This window comes from Dorea longicatena, from assembly GCF_024168045.1.
GTDB lineage: Bacteria > Bacillota > Clostridia > Lachnospirales > Lachnospiraceae > Dorea_A.
On record NZ_CP100126.1, the window covers coordinates 2,017,158 to 2,037,243 of the forward strand.

Annotated in this window: 13 protein-coding genes, 1 tRNA gene and 3 rRNA genes; 5 read left to right on the plus strand and 12 right to left on the minus strand. The window is 42.8% G+C overall.

Annotated features, from left to right (window positions below; all coding sequences use genetic code 11):
• Positions 1 to 31: 31 nt before the first annotated feature.
• From NKF87_RS09555 to NKF87_RS09570, 4 genes are all read right to left on the minus strand, one after another.
• Positions 32 to 673 carry a potassium channel family protein gene (locus NKF87_RS09555; protein ID WP_055283990.1) on the minus strand — a complete coding sequence of 214 codons (642 nt, stop codon included), beginning with the start codon at positions 671 to 673 and terminating at the stop codon, positions 32 to 34.
• Positions 674 to 688: 15 nt separating this feature from the next.
• Positions 689 to 2,065 carry a TrkH family potassium uptake protein gene (locus tag NKF87_RS09560; RefSeq protein WP_253583490.1) on the minus strand — a complete coding sequence of 459 codons (1,377 nt, stop codon included), beginning with the start codon at positions 2,063 to 2,065 and terminating at the stop codon, positions 689 to 691.
• A 147-nt stretch (positions 2,066 to 2,212) separates the two neighbouring features.
• Positions 2,213 to 2,283: transfer RNA gene (locus NKF87_RS09565), tRNA-Trp, on the minus strand.
• A gap of 173 nt (positions 2,284 to 2,456) precedes the next feature.
• Positions 2,457 to 3,095 (minus strand): ECF transporter S component, encoded by a 639-nt coding sequence (locus NKF87_RS09570; protein WP_055283986.1) that lies wholly within the window; start codon positions 3,093 to 3,095, stop codon positions 2,457 to 2,459.
• A 156-nt stretch (positions 3,096 to 3,251) separates the two neighbouring features.
• Between NKF87_RS09570 and coaBC the strand changes: the two genes are divergently transcribed.
• Entirely contained in the window at positions 3,252 to 4,454 is a 1,203-nt protein-coding gene (coaBC, locus tag NKF87_RS09575) for a bifunctional phosphopantothenoylcysteine decarboxylase/phosphopantothenate--cysteine ligase CoaBC (protein ID WP_253583492.1), read from the plus strand.
• Between the two features lie 47 nt (positions 4,455 to 4,501).
• Complete coding sequence (locus NKF87_RS09580) at positions 4,502 to 4,705, plus strand: hypothetical protein (RefSeq protein WP_044925779.1); 204 nt, start codon at positions 4,502 to 4,504, stop codon at positions 4,703 to 4,705.
• 88 nt (positions 4,706 to 4,793) lie between these two features.
• Here the strand turns inward: NKF87_RS09580 and NKF87_RS09585 are convergent, their stop codons facing one another.
• Positions 4,794 to 5,687, minus strand: a complete 894-nt coding sequence (locus NKF87_RS09585; protein WP_253583494.1) for an AraC family transcriptional regulator — start codon at positions 5,685 to 5,687, stop codon at positions 4,794 to 4,796.
• Positions 5,688 to 5,895: 208 nt separating this feature from the next.
• Between NKF87_RS09585 and NKF87_RS09590 the strand changes: the two genes are divergently transcribed.
• Complete coding sequence (locus NKF87_RS09590) at positions 5,896 to 7,581, plus strand: glycoside hydrolase family 13 protein (protein ID WP_253583496.1); 1,686 nt, start codon at positions 5,896 to 5,898, stop codon at positions 7,579 to 7,581.
• Between the two features lie 100 nt (positions 7,582 to 7,681).
• On the opposite strand, the gene NKF87_RS09595 is transcribed toward NKF87_RS09590, so the two are convergent.
• Positions 7,682 to 8,656, minus strand: a complete 975-nt coding sequence (locus NKF87_RS09595) for a Gfo/Idh/MocA family protein (protein ID WP_195257103.1) — start codon at positions 8,654 to 8,656, stop codon at positions 7,682 to 7,684.
• 351 nt (positions 8,657 to 9,007) lie between these two features.
• On the opposite strand from NKF87_RS09595, the gene NKF87_RS09600 reads away from it, so the two are divergent.
• The gene (locus tag NKF87_RS09600) at positions 9,008 to 10,294 is read left to right on the plus strand and encodes an aminotransferase class I/II-fold pyridoxal phosphate-dependent enzyme (protein WP_055283975.1); all 1,287 of its coding nucleotides are present in this window, start codon (positions 9,008 to 9,010) and stop codon (positions 10,292 to 10,294) included.
• Between the two features lie 97 nt (positions 10,295 to 10,391).
• Here NKF87_RS09600 and NKF87_RS09605 read toward each other — a convergent pair whose 3' ends face one another.
• From NKF87_RS09605 to NKF87_RS09620, 4 genes are all read right to left on the minus strand, one after another.
• On the minus strand, positions 10,392 to 11,129 hold the full coding sequence (locus NKF87_RS09605) for a peptidylprolyl isomerase (RefSeq protein ID WP_253583498.1): 738 nt from the start codon (positions 11,127 to 11,129) through the stop codon (positions 10,392 to 10,394).
• A gap of 212 nt (positions 11,130 to 11,341) precedes the next feature.
• Positions 11,342 to 14,234, minus strand: a 23S ribosomal RNA gene (locus NKF87_RS09610).
• Between the two features lie 343 nt (positions 14,235 to 14,577).
• Positions 14,578 to 14,695, minus strand: a 5S ribosomal RNA gene (gene rrf / locus NKF87_RS09615).
• A 118-nt stretch (positions 14,696 to 14,813) separates the two neighbouring features.
• Positions 14,814 to 16,345: ribosomal RNA gene (locus NKF87_RS09620) — 16S ribosomal RNA — on the minus strand.
• The 16S, 23S and 5S rRNA genes sit together here, the layout of an rRNA operon.
• A 682-nt stretch (positions 16,346 to 17,027) precedes the next feature.
• Between NKF87_RS09620 and NKF87_RS09625 the strand changes: the two genes are divergently transcribed.
• Positions 17,028 to 18,209: an MFS transporter gene (locus tag NKF87_RS09625; protein WP_117598440.1), complete on the plus strand. Its 1,182-nt coding sequence runs from the start codon at positions 17,028 to 17,030 to the stop codon at positions 18,207 to 18,209.
• An 81-nt stretch (positions 18,210 to 18,290) separates the two neighbouring features.
• Here NKF87_RS09625 and radA read toward each other — a convergent pair whose 3' ends face one another.
• Together radA and NKF87_RS09635 are read right to left on the minus strand one after the other, a co-directional pair.
• Positions 18,291 to 19,658, minus strand: coding sequence for a DNA repair protein RadA (radA, locus tag NKF87_RS09630; RefSeq protein WP_055284688.1), 1,368 nt, complete (start codon positions 19,656 to 19,658; stop codon positions 18,291 to 18,293).
• The gene (locus tag NKF87_RS09635) at positions 19,658 to 20,071 is read right to left on the minus strand and encodes a hypothetical protein (protein WP_028086926.1); all 414 of its coding nucleotides are present in this window, start codon (positions 20,069 to 20,071) and stop codon (positions 19,658 to 19,660) included. The genes radA and NKF87_RS09635 overlap by 1 nt, the downstream gene beginning before the upstream one ends.
• Between the last annotated feature and the right edge of the window lie 15 nt (positions 20,072 to 20,086).

The window sequence follows — 20,086 nt, forward strand, 5'->3', positions numbered from 1 at the left end:
AGCCAGGATCATCTCCAGACATGGAATTTTCTTATAATGCTTCTAATGCTTTATTAGATCCCACCAGGATCAGAACCATATCTTCACGCAATACTTCTGAAGGATCCGGATTCACTTCTACGTGCGCCCCACTTTTAATTCCCACGACATTCACTTCATAATTCCGGCGCACATCCAGTTCTTGCAACGTTTTTCCACTCCATTTTACAGGCATCGGTGTCTCAACTATACTATAATCCGGTGATAAAGCGATCCAATCTGTGAAGCTGGCAGACATAAGATTCTTTGCCATCCGGATTCCCATTTCTTTTTCCGGGAAAATAATGGAGTCTGCACCGATTTTTTTCAATACGGTTGCATGACGCTCATTTTTTGCTTTTGCAATCACATTCGGTACACCAATTTCTTTACACACCAGCGTTGCCATAATACTTGCTTCCAGACTTTCTGCTTCTGCGATCACAACGCCATCCAGATTCCTCGTGCCGAGAGATCTGACAAAATCCGGATCACCGATATCTGCCTGCATCGCATACGATACCGAGTCGGCGATTCCTTTTACGCGCTCCATATCTTTATCTACTGCTACGACCTCGCATCCAAGTTTTTGTAATTCTAACGCAATACTTTCCCCAAAACTGCCCAGACCAAATACTGCAAATTGTTTCTTCATAGTTACTCCTCCTCATTAACCAATCATAATCTTTTCCGTCGGAAGTGTCCGCATCTTTTCCTGCAAATTTACCTTTCCGGCAAATAATAACGCAATGGTCATCGGTCCGACTCGTCCTGCATACATCAGTATCATCAACACGATCTTGCTTCCTACCCTCAGATGAGTTGTCAGATCTTGTGTCAGGCCAACTGTTGCCATCGCAGATGCGGTCTCATACATAATTTTCTGAAGCGAGATTGTATCCGGCTCTATCACAGCAATAACCGTGGTTCCTGTTACATATATGCCCAATGCCAGCATAAATGTCACGAACGCTACACGAAAGCTATCTTCAGCCACTTTTCTCTGGAAGCATTCAATATCATGACCTCCCCTGAGCATCGTGTGAAAAGCGAGAAATAAAAGCGCAAATGTCGTTGTCTTCAGACCACCCGCAGTTCCTCCAGGAGATCCTCCGATAAACATTAAAATAATATTCAGGAATCCGGTCTCTTCATGCATTCCCGACTGCTGAAATGTACTAAATCCGGCCGTTCTGGTCGTCACAGCCTGAAATGCCGAAGCCATTATCTTCTGTCCGGTATTCAGATTCCCAATCGTTTCCGGATTCCGGTACTCCAGTACAAAATTCAAAAGTGTCCCTGCTATCAGCAGAATCAATGTCGTAACAATTGCTATCTTTGAATGTAACTTAAGTCTGGTAAAACACCATTTCTTCGGAATTTCACGATACCAGATCTTCTTTCCGTTATCAATCACGTCATACCACACCGTAAATCCAATTCCGCCAAGAATGATCAGCATCATCGTTGTAATATTGATCAATGGATTGGTTACGTATCTTGCCAGGCTGTCCTCTCCGAGAATATCAATTCCCGCATTGCAAAATGCAGAAACCGAGTGAAAAACTCCATACCAAATTCCTTTTACAAGTCCATAATCCCGACTGAATTGTATTGCATAAAAAACGGCGCCGATTCCTTCTACCACTACCGTCCCGAACAAAATTCTGCGGACCATGCCTACCAGACCACCAAGAGAATTCATATTATAAGCTTCTTGAATGACAATTCTCTCTTTTACCGTAATCTTTCTTTTAAGAAGCATAAAGAATGCTGTGATACATGCAATTATGCCCAGACCTCCGATCTGAATCAGAATCAATAAAATTATCTTTCCCATTATCGTGAACTGATATTTCGGAACAACCGTAACCAGTCCCGTCACACATACCGATGTTGTTGATGTAAATAATGCATCCAGGAAGCTGATTGGTTTTTCATTCGATACCGGAAGCCATAAAAGTACCGCTCCCAGAACAATCACACTCAGAAAACCAATTACCAGAATTTTCATGGTATTCCATCTGATATTTTGCTTTCTCTTCATTTTTATTTTGCCTTTCTTATCTGTATTTTTTCTTCTATAACGACTATAATTTACGCTTGCACCTTAAAGAAGTCAATAGTTATTTTCCAGCAAAAACAAAAAAGCCAGAAAAGCTTATAAACAAAGCATTTCTGACTCTTTCAGGAGCAGGGGATGAGAGAATCGAACTCCCGCCAAAGGTTTTGGAGACCCCTATCATACCACTTGACCAATCCCCTATATTGTAACTCATTGCTGAGTGCTTATTATTTATACCATATTAGTTCCATATATGTCAACAGAATTTTTCATTTTTTTTATTTTTTTGGAAAATTTCTGTTTTTTCTTATATAATCCGTATTCTAAAAAACCTCCGGCTTTCTTTATCCGAGCCGGAGATTCCATCTTTCATCTATACATTTCCGATATTCATTTTTCTAAATACACCGATCAGAACTTTACCGATTGCAAGAACCAGAATTGCCGCTGCAATTGCCTCAGGTATTCCCGATGCCGTAACAGTTCCCATTACCAGTCCCCATACGGCACTGACTGCCACATCTTTTGCTTCTGCATACTGTTTTGCAAAAAGAATGTAGATACTTCCCATTACCGTGATCGTGTTCACCATTGCTCCGGCGAATCCTACGACAGGAAGTGCAATGATATTGTTTACTTTCAGTTTTGATAAGAGAATCCAAAGCCATCCTGCTGCCACACCGATCAAAATTCTGCATCCTACTGAAATCCAGACTGCCTTAACCGCTCCGGGTATTCCTGTAGTGCTCATAAACGGAGAGAATGCGAATGATAAAAGCGTCGGTGCCATTGTATTACTGATCAATGAACAAATACCGAATACACCGCCCAGGATTGCTCCTGCTGCAGGTCCTAACAAAATTGCTCCAATAATTACCGGAATGTGTACCGTTGTCGCCTTAATGATCGGAAGCTGTATCATTCCAAGCGGTGTGTTCGCCAGAACGATTACGATTGCTGCCATAAGTGCAACACTGACCATCCAGCTGGTGTTATGTTTTTTTGTCTTCATGTTTAATCTTCCTCCTTGTTATCATTCCCGGTATCCGGGATACAATACAATTACGAATCCGATTATAACATCGTTATCTATTACTTGCAAGAATGAATAAAAAGAGCTATAGTGATTGTATTATTATGACAAACATTGAAATGAGGATGAATATTTATGTTAAAAGGAAAACACGTTCTCCTTGGCGTGACCGGTGGAATTGCTTCTTATAAGATTGCAACTCTTGCAAGTCTTCTGGTAAAAGCACAGGCTGACGTTCATGTCATCATGACAGAGAACGCTGCCAATTTCATTAATCCGATTACGTTTGAGACTCTCACCGGACATAAGTGTATCACTGATACATTCGACCGGAACTTTGAATTCAAAGTGGAACATATTGCACTTGCCCAGCTTGCTGATGTCGTTATGGTTGCTCCCGCAACTGCAAATGTGATGGCCAAGCTTGCTCATGGTCTTGCCGACGATATGCTGACAACAACCGTACTTGCCAGCCGTGCGCCAAAGATCATTGCTCCTGCTATGAATACAGCTATGTATGAGAATCCTGTCACACAGGATAATATGGAATTACTGAAGCATTATGGAATGGAAGTCATTACACCTGCCACAGGTCATCTGGCCTGTGGTGATAATGGTGCCGGAAAGATGCCGGAACCGGAAACTTTATTCCAGTATATCTGCAAATCTATTGCATGCAAAAAAGACATGACCGGTATGAAAGTACTTGTAACTGCAGGACCGACACAGGAAGCCCTTGACCCGGTCCGTTATATTACGAATCATTCTTCCGGAAAGATGGGATACAGCATTGCAAAAGCCTGCATGCTCCGCGGCGCAGATGTTACCCTTGTAACAGGACGCACCGCTCTTGATGCACCGCTTTTTGTCAATACCGTTCCAATTGTGTCTGCCAAGGATATGTACAGGGAAGTCACTTCCAGAAGCCAGGATATGGACATTATCATCAAGGCTGCCGCCGTTGCCGATTACAGACCATGCAATGTCTCTGATGAAAAGATCAAAAAGAAAGACGGCGATGCCATGTCGATTCCACTGGAGCGCACGGATGATATCCTGAAATATCTCGGCGAACACAAAAAAGCCGGTCAGTTCTTATGCGGCTTTTCTATGGAGACTCAGAATATGCTTGCGAACTCCAAGAAAAAACTAGAGAAGAAGAATCTGGATATGATCGTTGCCAATAATCTGAAAGAACGAGGCGCCGGATTTGAAACGGATACAAACATCGTTACTATGATCACACCAGATCAGATATTCGAACTTGAACTGATGAGCAAAGAAGAAGTTGCCTTCCATCTGCTTGATAAAATATTAGAGATTAAGAACAAAATGTAAATACAGTATAAAAAGAAATCCGGAAATTTACAGGAGGATATATGAAAATGGACGCAAATTTATCAATGGAACAGATCCGCAAGGATGTAAAGAATGTAACCGAATTGAATCAGGAGGGTTATGATATGGATGTCATCTCTCACAAACTAGATCTTTCAAAAGACTATGTGCAGACAATCCTTACCTGCGCACAGGGATTTACAGAAGACGACACACTGGCTGTGGCTGTACTGGTTGAAGCAAGTTTATAAATTTTATCAGTTGATGATCTGGAATCTGTCTCTGACAGTTTTCAAAACATATAGATATTACTTAACACTGTCCAATGATCTTAATATGTTATTGGACAGTGTTTTTCAGTTTATTTATAAAGGTAAGTGGTGTCATACCATATTTTTTCTTAAATGCACGATGAAAATAAGAAAGATTCCGGAATCCGACTGACATCGAGACTTCAAGGATCGATAAATGCGCCTGTTCAAATAATTCCACAGCTTTCTCCAATCTAAAATTATTCATGTATTCCACACAAGTCATATTCATATGCTTTTTGAAAAAACGCATAAAATGATATTCGCTAAAATAGCACACCTTTGCCAGTTCCGCTATTGAAATGGGTTCTGCATAGTGTTCTCCGATATAATCCAGTACACTTTTTAGTTTCTCAGAATGTTGCTCTTTTTCTTTCTTTGTGATTTTTTTACTATATTGAAGCAATAAAAAGATTGCTCGTAAAAGCAACGCTTTCAATGCCAGTTCATATCCGTCTACATTTTCATCACAAAGCGAAGTAATCTGATCAAAGACTTTTCTAAGTGAAGCATAGACCGAATGTTTTTCTGTAATCAGACAAGGCATTGCAAATTCCTGGTTCATAATTGGAACCAGATAGCGTGTCGAGCATATATCTGTTGAATTACCTCCGAGAAAATTCAAATGAAATACATACGTCTCCGAAATAAATTCTTCACATCTTCCTTTTGAAATCGCATGTAAAAATAGTGGCGGGACAAATAACAGATCTCCTTCTTTCACTTCATAATCGACCAGATCTACCTGATAATGGCATTTTCCTTTTACAATCAATGTAAGCTCTGCCTCTTCATGCCAGTGTGTTGTTACCGCCGGATATTCTCCAGACAGTCTGGTAATATATTTTTGAACCGGAAAGTACGGCTCTCCGTGCTTTGTCTCTTCTTTTTGTTCCGGTGCATGGAAATACTGTTTCTTCATTTTCTTTTCCCTTTCTCTGCTTCTGCAAGGCAGTATTATGTTATATAACAACACTATACTGCAAGATATCAGGCTTTTTTTTTCATATAATAGCATTATAATACATTTTCTGTTATGCCTCAATGTGATCTTGGCAAAGCAGCATACAGAAGACTACAATAACTGAAAGGAATTTACGAAATCAATTTCGTATATAATGGTAAAAATTATGATAAAAAAATGGTGGCATGATAAGGTCGCATATCAGATTTATCCAAAAAGCTTTTTGGACACAAACGGAGACGGAATCGGAGATCTTCGTGGAATCATTTCTAAATTAGACTATTTAAAAAAATTGGGGATTGATATCATCTGGCTCTCTCCAATCTACAAATCACCTTTTGTAGATCAGGGCTATGATATTTCCGATTACTATGCAATTGCGGAAGAATTTGGAACGATGGAAGAGTTCGACGAACTGCTTGCCGAAGCGAAGAAAAGGGATATGTATATTATTATGGATCTGGTCATCAATCACTGTTCCGACCAGCACGAATGGTTTCAGAAAGCCCTGGCCGATCCCGACGGAGAATATGCCGGTTATTTCTATTTCCGTAAGGGAAAAAATGGAAATCCCCCAAGTAATTTACGTTCTTACTTTGGTGGAAACTGCTGGGAACCAATACCGGGTACTGATAAATACTACCTGCACATGTTTGCCAAAGAACAGCCAGATCTTAACTGGGAAAACCCGGTTCTGAGAGAAAAACTTTATGAAATGATCAACTGGTGGCTTGAAAAAGGACTTGCCGGATTCCGTATTGATGCAATCATTAATATCAAGAAGGATCTGGACTTTCCGAATTTCAAACCGGATGGTTCGGATGGACTTGCCGGCTGTTGGAAAATGGTAGACGAAGTAGATGGTGTCGGTGAACTTCTTGAAGATCTGAAGAAACATACATTCCAGAAATACGAAGCATTTACTGTAGGCGAAGTATTTAATATGAAAGAGGGCGAACTTGATGCATTTATCGGTGAAAATGGTCATTTTTCCACAATTTTTGACTTTAGTGCACATATACTCAGTGAAGGAGAACATGGATGGTATGATGCGCCACCTGTAGACTTCAAAGAATGGCGTAAAGCAATCACCGACTCCCAGCTTAGAGTTCAGAAATGTGGCCTGGAAGCAAATATCATCGAAAATCATGATGAACCAAGAGGTGTATCTCGTTTTCTTCCTGACTATGCCCAGAATCCCACCGGTGCTAAGATGCTCGGAACAATCAGTGTTCTCCTCCGTGGAATTCCTTTTATCTATCAGGGGCAGGAAATCGGTATGCAAAATGCAGTCTGGAACACTGTTGACGAATTTAATGACATCAATACCATAGATCAGTATCATACTGCCAGAGATGCCGGGCTCACCGATAAAGAAGCCCTTGAAGCATGCAGCAGACTGAGCCGTGATAACGCCAGAACTCCGATGCAATGGAATGCGGAAAAAAATGCCGGATTCACCACGGGAACTCCATGGCTGAAAGTAAATGATAATTATACCGAAATCAACATGGAAACGCAGGACACAGATCCTGATTCTGTATTAAATTATTATCGGAAGCTGATCGCACTGCGCAAATCTCCTGCTTACAAAGAAGTATTTGCTTATGGCGAATTCCTGCCTGTTTATCAGAATACCAGCTCGGTCATGGCTTATTATCGAAAGACTGAAAATCAACGAATCCTTATCACCGCCAACTTCGGGAAAGAAGCCGTTTCTCTTACGCTGGAATATCCCGTAAAACAGATTCTTCTTTCTAATATGGCCAGTGCTGAGCATTCTCTTCCTGCCAATGATATAATTACACTTAACAGTTGTGAAGTTCTTGTATTTGAATTAGAAACTTTATAATTTCTTTTGTATCGTTTTTATATGTCTAAGAAACAAAAACAGCATATAGATATCAGATATTATCAGCTGATATCTATGTGCTGTTTTTTATCTCTGCAAACTATTCCTCTTCCGGATAAGTGAACTTCCATGCTTTTCTGAATTCCGTCATCATATCCATAACATCTTTTGTATAGTCAAAATGCATACATTCCGAATCTCCTGCAATCGCTTTTTCCATATCTTCAAGTTCATAAGCAAGTGCATCTGCATTTTCTCCCGCTCTTATGACATCTACATCTCCGGTTTCCACATAGGTAATTCTTGCCTCCCATGCTCTTGGATATTCCATAATCTCAATGTATCCCTTTTCGCAGGAGATCATGCCCCGCTTTGGCTGTTTTGAATGAAGTGATAACATAACGGTTGCCATCTGCCCTTCTTTGTTCATCAACAGCAGTCCGGCCTGCTCATCTACCCCTGTGGGTGCGGATTTCACCTGCGACAGCAACTGATCTGGTTTTGAATCCATGAACCAGCGGATGAATGAAAGCGCATATACTCCAATATCCAACATTGCTCCACCGGCAAGATCAGGGTTAAAAAAGCGGTTATTCATATCGTATTCTTTGAAACTTCCAAAATTCATTGTAATAAGATTTACTTTTCCTAATACGCCGGTTTCCAGAATTTCTTTTAACTTTTTATAGATTGGCATATGATAGATTGTCATTGCCTCTCCGATGATGACATGATTCTTATCTGCCAGTTCTGCCATCTCATTCAGTTCATCACTGTTAAGTGTAATCGACTTTTCTACCAGAATATGTTTCCCATTCTCAATTGCCTGTTTCATAAATTTTTTATGTGTATTGTGAGGTGTTGTGATATAAATTACATCAACATCCCGATCAGTAAACATCTCATTATAATCCGTATAAACTTTCCCTATGCCATACTTTTCACCAAATGCGACGGCTTTTTCATAAGTTCTGTTACCAACAGCATAGATATTCTTTCCGTTCTTTTTTAATGCAACGGCCATCTCATTTGCAATAACGCCTGTGCCAAGTACTGCCCAGTTAATGTCTCTCATATTAATTCCTCCTTGTTATCATCTGAGCATATCATAACACAGGCTGTCCGTTTTTGTGAATGTCTAATCTCCGGAATCTGCCACCGGCAACTTCTTCCCTGTATAATTCACCTTTTATTTTTACCGTAATTTCCTGATTGTTCCTTCGGATAGGTACTGTATTTTTCACTTGCATGCTTTATCACATCGCATTTTTTGCATAACTTTTTCACAAAAATTTCATTTTACAAGTCTTGAATTGCATATTTTTCTATAATTTCTCATCATTTTGCAAGAAACCATTGACGAAACGTCAAATTCTGTTAAAATATTATAATGTTGAATGGTATATATGATATGGAGGATGGTATAGTGGTAGCATATGAAGAATTATCCAAAGAAGAATTATTGCAGCTGAAAAGTGATCTGGAAGCCCAGTTTGAAGATGTAAAGGCACAGAATCTACACTTGGATATGTCCAGAGGTAAGCCGTCCACAGAACAGCTGAATCTGTCCATGGATATGATGGATGTATTAAGAAGTGACTCAGACCTTGTATGTGAAGAAGGTGTTGACTGCCGTAACTACGGTGTTCTGGATGGTATCGCAGAAGCGAAACAGTTGCTTGCAGATATGATGGAAGTACCAAAAGATAATATCGTTATCTTTGGAAACTCCAGCCTGAATATAATGTATGATACAATCGCACGCAGTATGACTCATGGTGTTATGGGAAGTACTCCGTGGGCAAAACTTGATAAAGTAAAATTCTTATGTCCGGTTCCTGGATATGACAGACATTTTGCAATTACAGAATATTTCGGAATTGAAATGATCAACGTTCCGATGACACCAACCGGTCCGGACATGGACATGGTAGAAGAACTGGTCAGCACTGATCCAGCAATCAAAGGTATCTGGTGTGTTCCAAAATATTCCAACCCACAGGGCATCACTTACTCTGATGAAACAGTTCATCGTTTTGCAAAACTGAATCCTGCAGCAGAAGACTTCCGTATCTTTTGGGATAATGCATATGGTATTCACCATTTATATGAAGATAAACAGGATTATCTGATTGAAATCTTAATGGAGTGTAAGAAAGAAGGACACCCGGATATGGTTTACAAGTTCTCTTCTACTTCCAAGATCAGTTTCCCTGGTTCCGGTATCGCAGCAATCGCAGCATCTGATGCCAACCTGGCTGATATCAGAAAACAGATGCGTATTCAGACAATCGGACATGACAAACTGAACCAACTCCGACATGCAAGATATTTCGGAAATATTCACGGAATGGTTCAGCACATGAAGAAACATGCAGATATTCTCCGTCCTAAGTTTGATATCGTACTAAAAACACTGGACAAAGAACTTGGCGGACTTGGAATTGGTTCATGGCTTGCTCCACGCGGTGGCTACTTCATTTCCTTTGATTCTATGGATGGATGTGCCAAAGCAATCGTTGCCAAAGCAAAAGAGGCCGGTCTTGTAATGACTGGTGCCGGTGCTACTTTCCCTTATGGAAAAGATCCGAAGGACAGCAATATCCGTATTGCACCTTCTTATCCAACTGTAAAAGAGCTGAAATTAGCTGCTAAAATATTTGTTTTAAGCGTAAAACTTGTAAGTATTGATAAATTACTGCAAACCAAATAAAACAGGCGCAAATCGCCATCTAAGACGCAGCAGGGGCATGATCTTCAATAATCATGCCCCTGCTTTTATTATATTATCTCTTTAGTGGATTAACAGATTAATCCATATATTTTTTCTTCAGTTCATCTACTTTAGCTCTGTAAGCTTCTTCCTGTTTCTTCTGAGATAATTCTGCACGAATCTGGTCTTTTACTTCTTCCAGATTTGATTCACCGGCTTCTTTCTTATCTTCTACTTTAATCAGATGATATCCAAACTGTGTCTTTACCGGTCCTACAATATGTCCGATCTCTGCAGCAAATGCAGCATCCTCGAATTCTTTCACCATCTGTCCTCTTCCGAACTCTCCAAGGTCTCCTCCGTTTGCTCCTGAAGGACATGTAGAAGATTCTTTTGCAACATCCTCAAATACCTTCTCCCCGCTTGTAATTGCGTTCAAAAGCTCTGTACATTTCTCTTCATTATCTACAAGGATGTGTTTTGCATGTACAGATGCACCTTTAGAATATTTCCCTTTATTTGCTTCGTAATATTCTTTGATCTCATCGTCTGTTACGTTTACTGTTGCAAAAAGCTTTCTCATAGCCATCTGCGCAAGAATGTCTTTTCTCGCATTTTCCATCACACTCTTGAACTCTTCTGTCTCATCGATCTTCTCTTCTTCTCCGTATTTTGCAAATGCATAAACTGCGATCAGCTGTTCTTCACACTGTTTACGAAAATCCGGATGTGAAGCATATGCCTGCTGTTCTCTCGGAAGGCTGCGAATGAATGCCTCTACTTCTGCTTCTGTAATCTGATGTCCGCCAACTGTGGCAATTACTTTCTGTTCCATAATTAATAAACTCCTTTTCTATTCCAACAATGTTTCAATTGTATCATCTATAGCATATATGGTCAAAAGATATTTGAGATTTTATATATTTTTTATTCTTTATGCCGAATATCAAAAAAGCAACCAACATATGTTGATTGCTTTTTACCTTTTATATATACCTTCAAAACTGCATACAAGAAATATTTCTTTCATCCTACCTATCACCTTGCTTGGTCATGCCCTCGACCGATTAGTATCAGTCAGCTCCATACATTACTGTACTTCCACCTCTGACCTATCTACCTCGTCGTCTTCAAGGGGTCTTACTACTTACGTAGGGATATCTCATCTTGAGGGGGGCTTCACGCTTAGATGCCTTCAGCGTTTATCCCGTCCCGGCTTGGCTACTCTGCCATGCACTTGGTATGCAACAGATACACCAGCGGCCAGTCCATCCCGGTCCTCTCGTACTAAGGACAGCTCCTCTCAAATATCCTACGCCCACGCCGGATAGGGACCGAACTGTCTCACGACGTTCTGAACCCAGCTCGCGTACCGCTTTAATGGGCGAACAGCCCAACCCTTGGGACCTACTTCAGCCCCAGGATGCGATGAGCCGACATCGAGGTGCCAAACCACTCCGTCGATGTGAACTCTTGGGAGTGATAAGCCTGTTATCCCCAGGGTAGCTTTTATCCGTTGAGCGATGGCAATCCCACTTTATACCACCGGATCACTAAGTCCTACTTTCGTACCTGCTCCACCCGTCGGTGTCGCAGTCAAGCTCCCTTCTGCCTTTGCACTCTTCGAATGGTTTCCGTCCATTCTGAGGGAACCTTTGAGCGCCTCCGATACCCTTTCGGAGGCGACCGCCCCAGTCAAACTCCCCACCTGACATTGTCCCCCGACCAGTTCATGGTCGCTGGTTAGAAATCCAATACTGCAAGGGTGGTATCCCAACAGCGGCTCCGTGACAACTGGCGTTATCACTTCCTAGCCTCCCACCTATCCTGTACATGCAATACCGAATCCCAGTATCAAGCTGGAGTAAAGCTCCATGGGGTCTTTCCGTCCTGGCGCAGGTAACCAGCATCTTCACTGGTATTTCAATTTCACCGGGTGCATTGTTGAGACAGTGCCCAAATCATTACGCCTTTCGTGCGGGTCGGAACTTACCCGACAAGGAATTTCGCTACCTTAGGACCGTTATAGTTACGGCCGCCGTTTACTGGGGCTTAAATTCAAAGCTTCGCGTTGCCGCTAACCTCTCCTCTTAACCTTCCAGCACCGGGCAGGCGTCAGCCCATATACTTCACCTTACGGTTTTGCATAGACCTGTGTTTTTGCTAAACAGTTGCTTGGGCCAATTCTCTGCGGCCAGCTCTCGCTGGCACTCCTTCTCCCGAAGTTACGGAGTCATTTTGCCGAGTTCCTTAACAATGCTTCTCCCGTCGGCCTTAGGATTCTCTCCTCATCCACCTGTGTCGGTTTACGGTACGGGCTTAAGTAAAACAATAGCGGCTTTTCTTGACGCATGGCTCACACACTTCCCTACTCTTAATTCGGTCCGCATCACGTCTTCGGATTGATGAACGGATTTGCCTATTCATCTCCTACCTCGCTTGCACCGGCTTTTCCATTTCCGGCTTGTGCTCTCCACACGTGTCCCCACAGTTCTGTTTACTTAAGGTACAGGAATTTCAACCTGTTGTCCATCGGTTACGTCTTTCGACCTGGCCTTAGGCCCCGACTTACCCAGAGCAGATCAGCTTTACTCTGGAAACCTTAGATATTCGGCCGGAAGGATTCTCACCTTCCTCTCGCTACTCATTCCGGCATTCTCTCTTCTATACAGTCCACAGCTCCTTATCGGTACTGCTTCGTCCCGTATACAATGCTCCTCTACCAATGATCTAGGATCATTCCTGAGCTTCGGCAGTGTGTTTTAGCCCCGGACATTTTCGGCGCAGGACCTCTCGACTAGTGAGCTATTACGCACTCTTTGAATGTATGGCTGCTTCTAAGCCAACATCCTAGTTGTCTTTGAAATCCCACATCCTTTTCCACTTAACACACATTTTGGGGCCTTAGCTGCAGGTCTGGGCTCTTTCCCTTTTGACTGTCCAACTTATCTCGTACAGTCTGACTCCCATACAACATCTACACGGCATTCGGAGTTTGATATTCTTCGGTAAGCTTTGACGCCCCCTAGGAAATTCAGTGCTCTACCTCCGCAAGACTTATATGAGGCTAGCCCTAAAGCTATTTCGAGGAGAACCAGCTATCTCCGGGTTCGATTGGAATTTCTCCCCTATCCACACCTCATCCCCACCCTTTTCAACGGATGTGGGTTCGGTCCTCCATTGCCTTTTACGGCAACTTCAACCTGGACATGGATAGATCACCCGGTTTCGGGTCTGCTCCGACTGACTCTTTCGCCCTATTAAGACTTGGTTTCCCTTCGGCTCCACACCTTTGGTGCTTAACCTCGCCAGCCAGCGCAACTCGCCGGACCGTTCTACAAAAAGTACGCGGTTCCACATAAAACATGGTTCCACAGCTTGTAAACATATGGTTTCAGGTTCTGTTTCACTCCCCTCCCGGGGTCCTTTTCACCGTTCCTTCACAGTACTATGCGCTATCGGTCACTAAGGAGTATTTAGCCTTACGGGGTGGTCCCCGCGTGTTCAGTCAAGGTTCCACGTGTCTCGACCTACTCTGGATACCGCCATGTCAACTCATCTTTCGCTTACGGGGCTTTCACCCTCTCTGGCCGGCTTTCCCAAAACCGTTCTGCTAAATTTGTTGAATCAATTATGCGGTCCGAACCCCGGGATGCACGCACCCCGGTTTGGGCTCTTCCGTTTTCGCTCGCCGCTACTCACAGAATCACATGTTGTTTTCTCTTCCTCCGGCTACTTAGATGTTTCAGTTCACCGGGTTCCCTTCCTTAAGTTATGTATTGGCTTAAGGATACTTGAGGTTTGCTCAAGTGGGTTTCCCCATTCAGAGATCTCCGGATCAAAGGATATTTGCTCCTCCCCGAAGCTTTTCGCAGCTTATCACGTCTTTCATCGGCTCTTAGTGCCAAGGCATCCACCATACGCTCTTTCTAGCATGACCAACTTGTTCTCATCCACGGGAATGGATGATCACTACACCGATATAGCGTTATCGGCGTTGGCTTAAGGTCAATTTTATTTACGTCTGTTTTCTTCAGACAGTAATTATTACTCTGTTTATAACAATTACCTCGGATGTCTTGATTAAGATATTTAAAAATCTTATCATTTCTATTTCTTATATGCAATTTTCAAGGTACATAGAGATGCTTTTTCTCCTTAGAGCTTCTGCATCTATTCAATTTTGACTGAAGTTTATCAGTCATCAGAACTCTAAACAATGTTTAAAACTCTGATCACTGGTAAAACCAGTTTTATCTTAAGTGTTATTTTTCTTTTTTTAGATTTGGCGGCCACCTACTCTCCCGCACCGTCTCCAGTGAAGTACCATCGGCCGCTTGAGTCTTAACCATCGTGTTCGGGATGGGAACGGGTGTTACCCTCAAGCGCATCGCCACCAAAAATCATTATTAAGCTTTTGACAGCCTTAATAACTAAACAATAGATAACAACCCTTACTTTATCCGTTTTAGTTGGATTGATTCAGCCGTTTCCACGACTTACTTTTCCAATTCCTTAGAAAGGAGGTGATCCAGCCGCACCTTCCGATACGGCTACCTTGTTACGACTTCACCCCAGTTATCGGTCCCACCTTCGGCAGCTCCCTCCTTACGGTTGGGTCACTGACTTCGGGCGTTACTGACTCCCATGGTGTGACGGGCGGTGTGTACAAGACCCGGGAACGTATTCACCGCAGCATTCTGATCTGCGATTACTAGCGATTCCAGCTTCATGTAGTCGAGTTGCAGACTACAATCCGAACTGAGACGTTATTTTTGAGATTTGCTTACCCTCGCGAGTTCGCTTCTCTTTGTTTACGCCATTGTAGCACGTGTGTAGCCCTGGTCATAAGGGGCATGATGATTTGACGTCATCCCCACCTTCCTCCAGGTTATCCCTGGCAGTCTCTCCAGAGTGCCCAGCTTAACCTGCTGGCTACTGAAGATAGGGGTTGCGCTCGTTGCGGGACTTAACCCAACATCTCACGACACGAGCTGACGACAACCATGCACCACCTGTCACCGATGTTCCGAAGAAAAACTTCCATTACGAAGCGGTCATCGGGATGTCAAGATCAGGTAAGGTTCTTCGCGTTGCTTCGAATTAAACCACATGCTCCACCGCTTGTGCGGGTCCCCGTCAATTCCTTTGAGTTTCATTCTTGCGAACGTACTCCCCAGGTGGACTGCTTATTGCGTTAGCTGCGGCACCGAATGGCTTTGCCACCCGACACCTAGCAGTCATCGTTTACGGCGTGGACTACCAGGGTATCTAATCCTGTTTGCTCCCCACGCTTTCGAGCCTCAACGTCAGTCATCGTCCAGCAAGCCGCCTTCGCCACTGGTGTTCCTCCTAATATCTACGCATTTCACCGCTACACTAGAAATTCCACTTGCCTCTCCGACACTCTAGCTCAGCAGTTCCAAATGCAGTCCCGGGGTTGAGCCCCGGGCTTTCACATCTGGCTTGCCGTGCCGTCTACGCTCCCTTTACACCCAGTAAATCCGGATAACGCTTGCCCCCTACGTATTACCGCGGCTGCTGGCACGTAGTTAGCCGGGGCTTCTTAGTCAGGTACCGTCATTTTCTTCCCTGCTGATAGAAGTTTACATACCGAAATACTTCATCCTTCACGCGGCGTCGCTGCATCAGAGTTTCCTCCATTGTGCAATATTCCCCACTGCTGCCTCCCGTAGGAGTCTGGGCCGTGTCTCAGTCCCAATGTGGCCGGTCACCCTCTCAGGTCGGCTACTGATCGTCGGCTTGGTAGGCCGTTACCCCACCAACTACCTAATCAGACGCGGGTCCATCTCATACCACCGGAGTTTTTACCACTGTACCATGCGGTACCGTGGTCTTATGCGGTATTAGCAGTCATTTCTAACTGTTATCCCCCTGTATGAGGCAGGTTACCCACGCGTTACTCACCCGTCCGCCGCTCAGTCACAAAAGTCTTCATCCGAAGAATCAAACTTAAGTGCTTCGCTCGACTTGCATGTGTTAAGCACGCCGCCAGCGTTCATCCTGAGCCAGGATCAAACTCTCGTTAAAATATCTCAAACCTGCTTTAACACAGATTCAAAGATCAAGTTCGTTCCAGTTCAAGAAAACTACTAGCTTTCTTATCCCCTTTACTGTTTTAAGGTTCGACATTAAATGTCTGTTCTGAATAATTCTCTTTAGAATTTTCAGGGTTGTTGTCTATTGTTTAATTATCAAGGTTCTTTGTCTTTGCTGTTTGAAACAGCTTATTTAGATTATCATATTCATTGACGTTTGTCAAGAACTTTTTTAATCTTTTTTCGACCAGCTTTTCAGCTGTCCGTCTGCCATCTCTTTTTCAAACATTCGTTTGTCTCAAGCGACAGCTTATTAAGAATATCACAAGCAGTTGTGTTTGTCAACTGTTATTTTATTCTTTTTTTCAGGAACAATTCCCGAAGATTTCTGATTATGATCCGGCATTCTCTGCTTTTCCGTAATCAGTTCCCGCCGTCTTCTGCTTCGACTCTGTTACCTCACGGCCTTGTCTAACGCGACAGCTAGATTAATATACCACAAGGGCGTTTGAATTGTCAATGTTGTTTTTATATTTTCTGCAATTTAGACAATTCAGACAATTTTATTCTTTTCCCTTGCTTATTTCTATATAAATTGCCTGTTTTCCTTTCTTGACACTGTCTATCTTTTCTTTTATGATTCTTCTTATATAAAAGGAAGGAGTTACTATTATATGTTTCACTTATTACTTGCCGTAATCTATCTGGCATTCATCAGCCTCGGACTTCCGGATGCACTTTTGGGCTCCGCATGGCCCTCCATGTATCCGGTCTTTCATGTACCCGTTTCTTACGCAGGAATCATTTCCATGATCATAGCCGCCGGTACCGTTATATCTAGTCTGCAAAATGACAGACTTACCAAAAAACTTGGTACAGGTAAAATCACTGCCATCAGTGTAGCTACTACTGCTGTTGCTTTGATTGGATTCTCTGTCAGCCATTCATTTATTGCATTGTGTCTGTGGGCAGTTCCTTACGGACTTGGCGGTGGAAGTGTTGATGCAGCACTCAATAATTATGTTGCACTTCATTACGAAAGCCGGCATATGAGCTGGCTGCACTGTATGTGGGGTGTCGGTGCCTCTATTGGACCTTATATTATGGGATATGCTTTATCTAATAAGCAGGGGTGGTCTATGGGATACCGCTACATTTCCATTTTCCAGATTGGACTTACTGCTATTTTAATCATAAGTCTTCCTCTTTGGAAGCAATTTCAGAACAAAGGAAACACCGGACAACCTGATTCCAGTTCCGTCTGTACTTTGCCGGCCCTGACTTTAAAGCAGATTTTTCAGATTCCAGGCGCCAGAGAAATTCTTTTTGCTTTCTTCTGTTACTCTGCAATCGAACAGACATCCTCTCTCTGGGCCAGTAGTTATCTCGTTCTGCACCTGGGTTATTCTTCAGAGAAAGCAGCTGGATTCGCAAGTCTCTTCTTTATTGGAATTACTGTAGGCAGAGGTATCAGCGGTTTCATTACTTTTAAGCTAAATGACTCACAGATGATCCATCTTGGTGAAGGGATCATACTTATCGGTGTCCTCGCCATGATTTTTCCTTTTGGAAAAACAATTGCTTTAACCGGACTTATCCTCATCGGACTTGGATGTGCACCGATTTACCCATCCATTATTCACTCAACCCCCGCACATTTTGGTGCAGACAAATCTCAGTCGATTATTGGAGTACAGATGGCGTTTGCCTATATTGGAACTTGTCTGATGCCTCCATTTTTTGGCATTATTGCAAGATCCATAGATATTACACTCTTTCCAATTTATCTGGGAGTCTTTTTATGCATCATGTTCTTTATGTATGAAACAGTTATCAAAAAAACTCATATAGTATAGTTTTCTCATACCACATAACAATAAATAAAAAAGAACCAGTGGGGACACTAAAAAAGCCACAAAACTCCGTCCCCACTGGTTCTAAATATAATTCATTGCCTGATTCACGCTACTGACCCCGATCACTTCGATTCCGTCCACTTTCCCAATGGACTTCAATGTAACCGATGGCACAATACAAGTCTTAAATCCTAGTTTTTTAGCTTCTGCAACTCTCTGCTCGGGCATAGATACAGCCCTTACTTCCCCGCTTAATCCAACTTCTCCGAATACGATCGTATCTTCTGCGATTGGTTTATTCTTATAACTGGAAGCAATAGCCATTACAATGCCCAAATCAGCTGCCGGTTCGTTCATACGAATCCCGCCGGCAATATTGACATAAGCATCGTAATTGGATAACGGAAGCCCCATCCTCTTTTCCAAAACTGCCATCAGCAGGTTAACACGGTTATAATCCAATCCTGCCGCAGTTCTTCTCGGCATTCCGAAATTACTCCTGCAGATCAGTGCCTGAATCTCCATCAGCATCGGTCTTGTGCCTTCCATCGCACATGCCACCACAGATCCGGCTGCATTCTCCGGCTTTCCACTCAACATGAATTCCGAAGGATTCTCTACCTCGCATAGTCCCTCTCTGCGCATCTCGAATACGCCGATCTCATTTGTTGATCCAAAACGATTCTTCACTCCTCGGAGTATCCGGTATGATGCATGCCTGTCGCCTTCAAAATAAAGTACTGTATCCACCATATGTTCCAGTACTCTCGGGCCTGCAACCGTTCCTTCCTTTGTCACATGTCCCACGATAAAAGTCGAGATATTCAGCCCCTTTGCCAGCTGCATCAGTACATTTGTTGATTCCCGCACCTGGGATACGCTTCCCGGTGCAGATGACACTTCTTCATTATACATTGTCTGAATCGAATCAATCACAACAACATCCGGCGTTTCTTTCTCAATCACACTTTGAATTGCTGCCAGATTCGTCTCACATAATAAAAAGAGACTATCCGCGAATTCTCCCATTCGATTTGCACGCAATTTAATCTGCTTCAATGATTCCTCTCCGGAAATATAAAGCACCTTCTTCTGCCTGGCTGCCAGCTTCTGGCACACCTGAAGCAGCAGTGTTGATTTTCCGATTCCGGGATCCCCACCTACTAATACGAGGGAACCTTGTACGATTCCCCCGCCTAATACTCTGTCTAATTCTTTTATTCCAGTTTTTGTTCGTTCTTCATCTGTCGTTGATACACTGGATAAAGTCACAATCTGACTCTTTTTCTTTGCCACACTGCTGCCTCTGGATACACCGGCTGCCGGAGTACTCACCTTTTCCTCCACAAATGTATTCCACTCTTTGCACATTGGGCACTGCCCCAGCCACTTGCTTTCTTCATGTCCGCAATTCTGACAGAAATATATACTTTTCTTTATTTTTGCCATTATTTTCTTACGACTTTAATTCCAATCTCTTTTCCCGGATCTGCTTCTGCACTTACGCTGAGTTTTCCACTTAAGTTTGTTGTCATGTCTCCGATATTCACATCATCCATGTATACAACATACTCTGCATCCGCTTCCATTCCAAGTGTAAACTGAAAATCTGTCTCTCCACATACTTTAAACGAAACTACGTTCTCTGTTGCCTTGAAATTCTCTACTGCAGTTCCCGGTACGGATTCGTATACAAACATTCCGTTCTTTTCTAATTTTGTAATCTCTTTGAACGTCTTAACTTTGTAGATATCCCCCTGAAATTCGAATCCGTCTAACTTAGTTTTGCTGTCTAATGTATAATCTCCAAAACTAAGTGTACCGTCTGTTTCAGCTCTTAAAAGCTCTTTCACTGCTGCCATTTTCTTGTCCTCCTA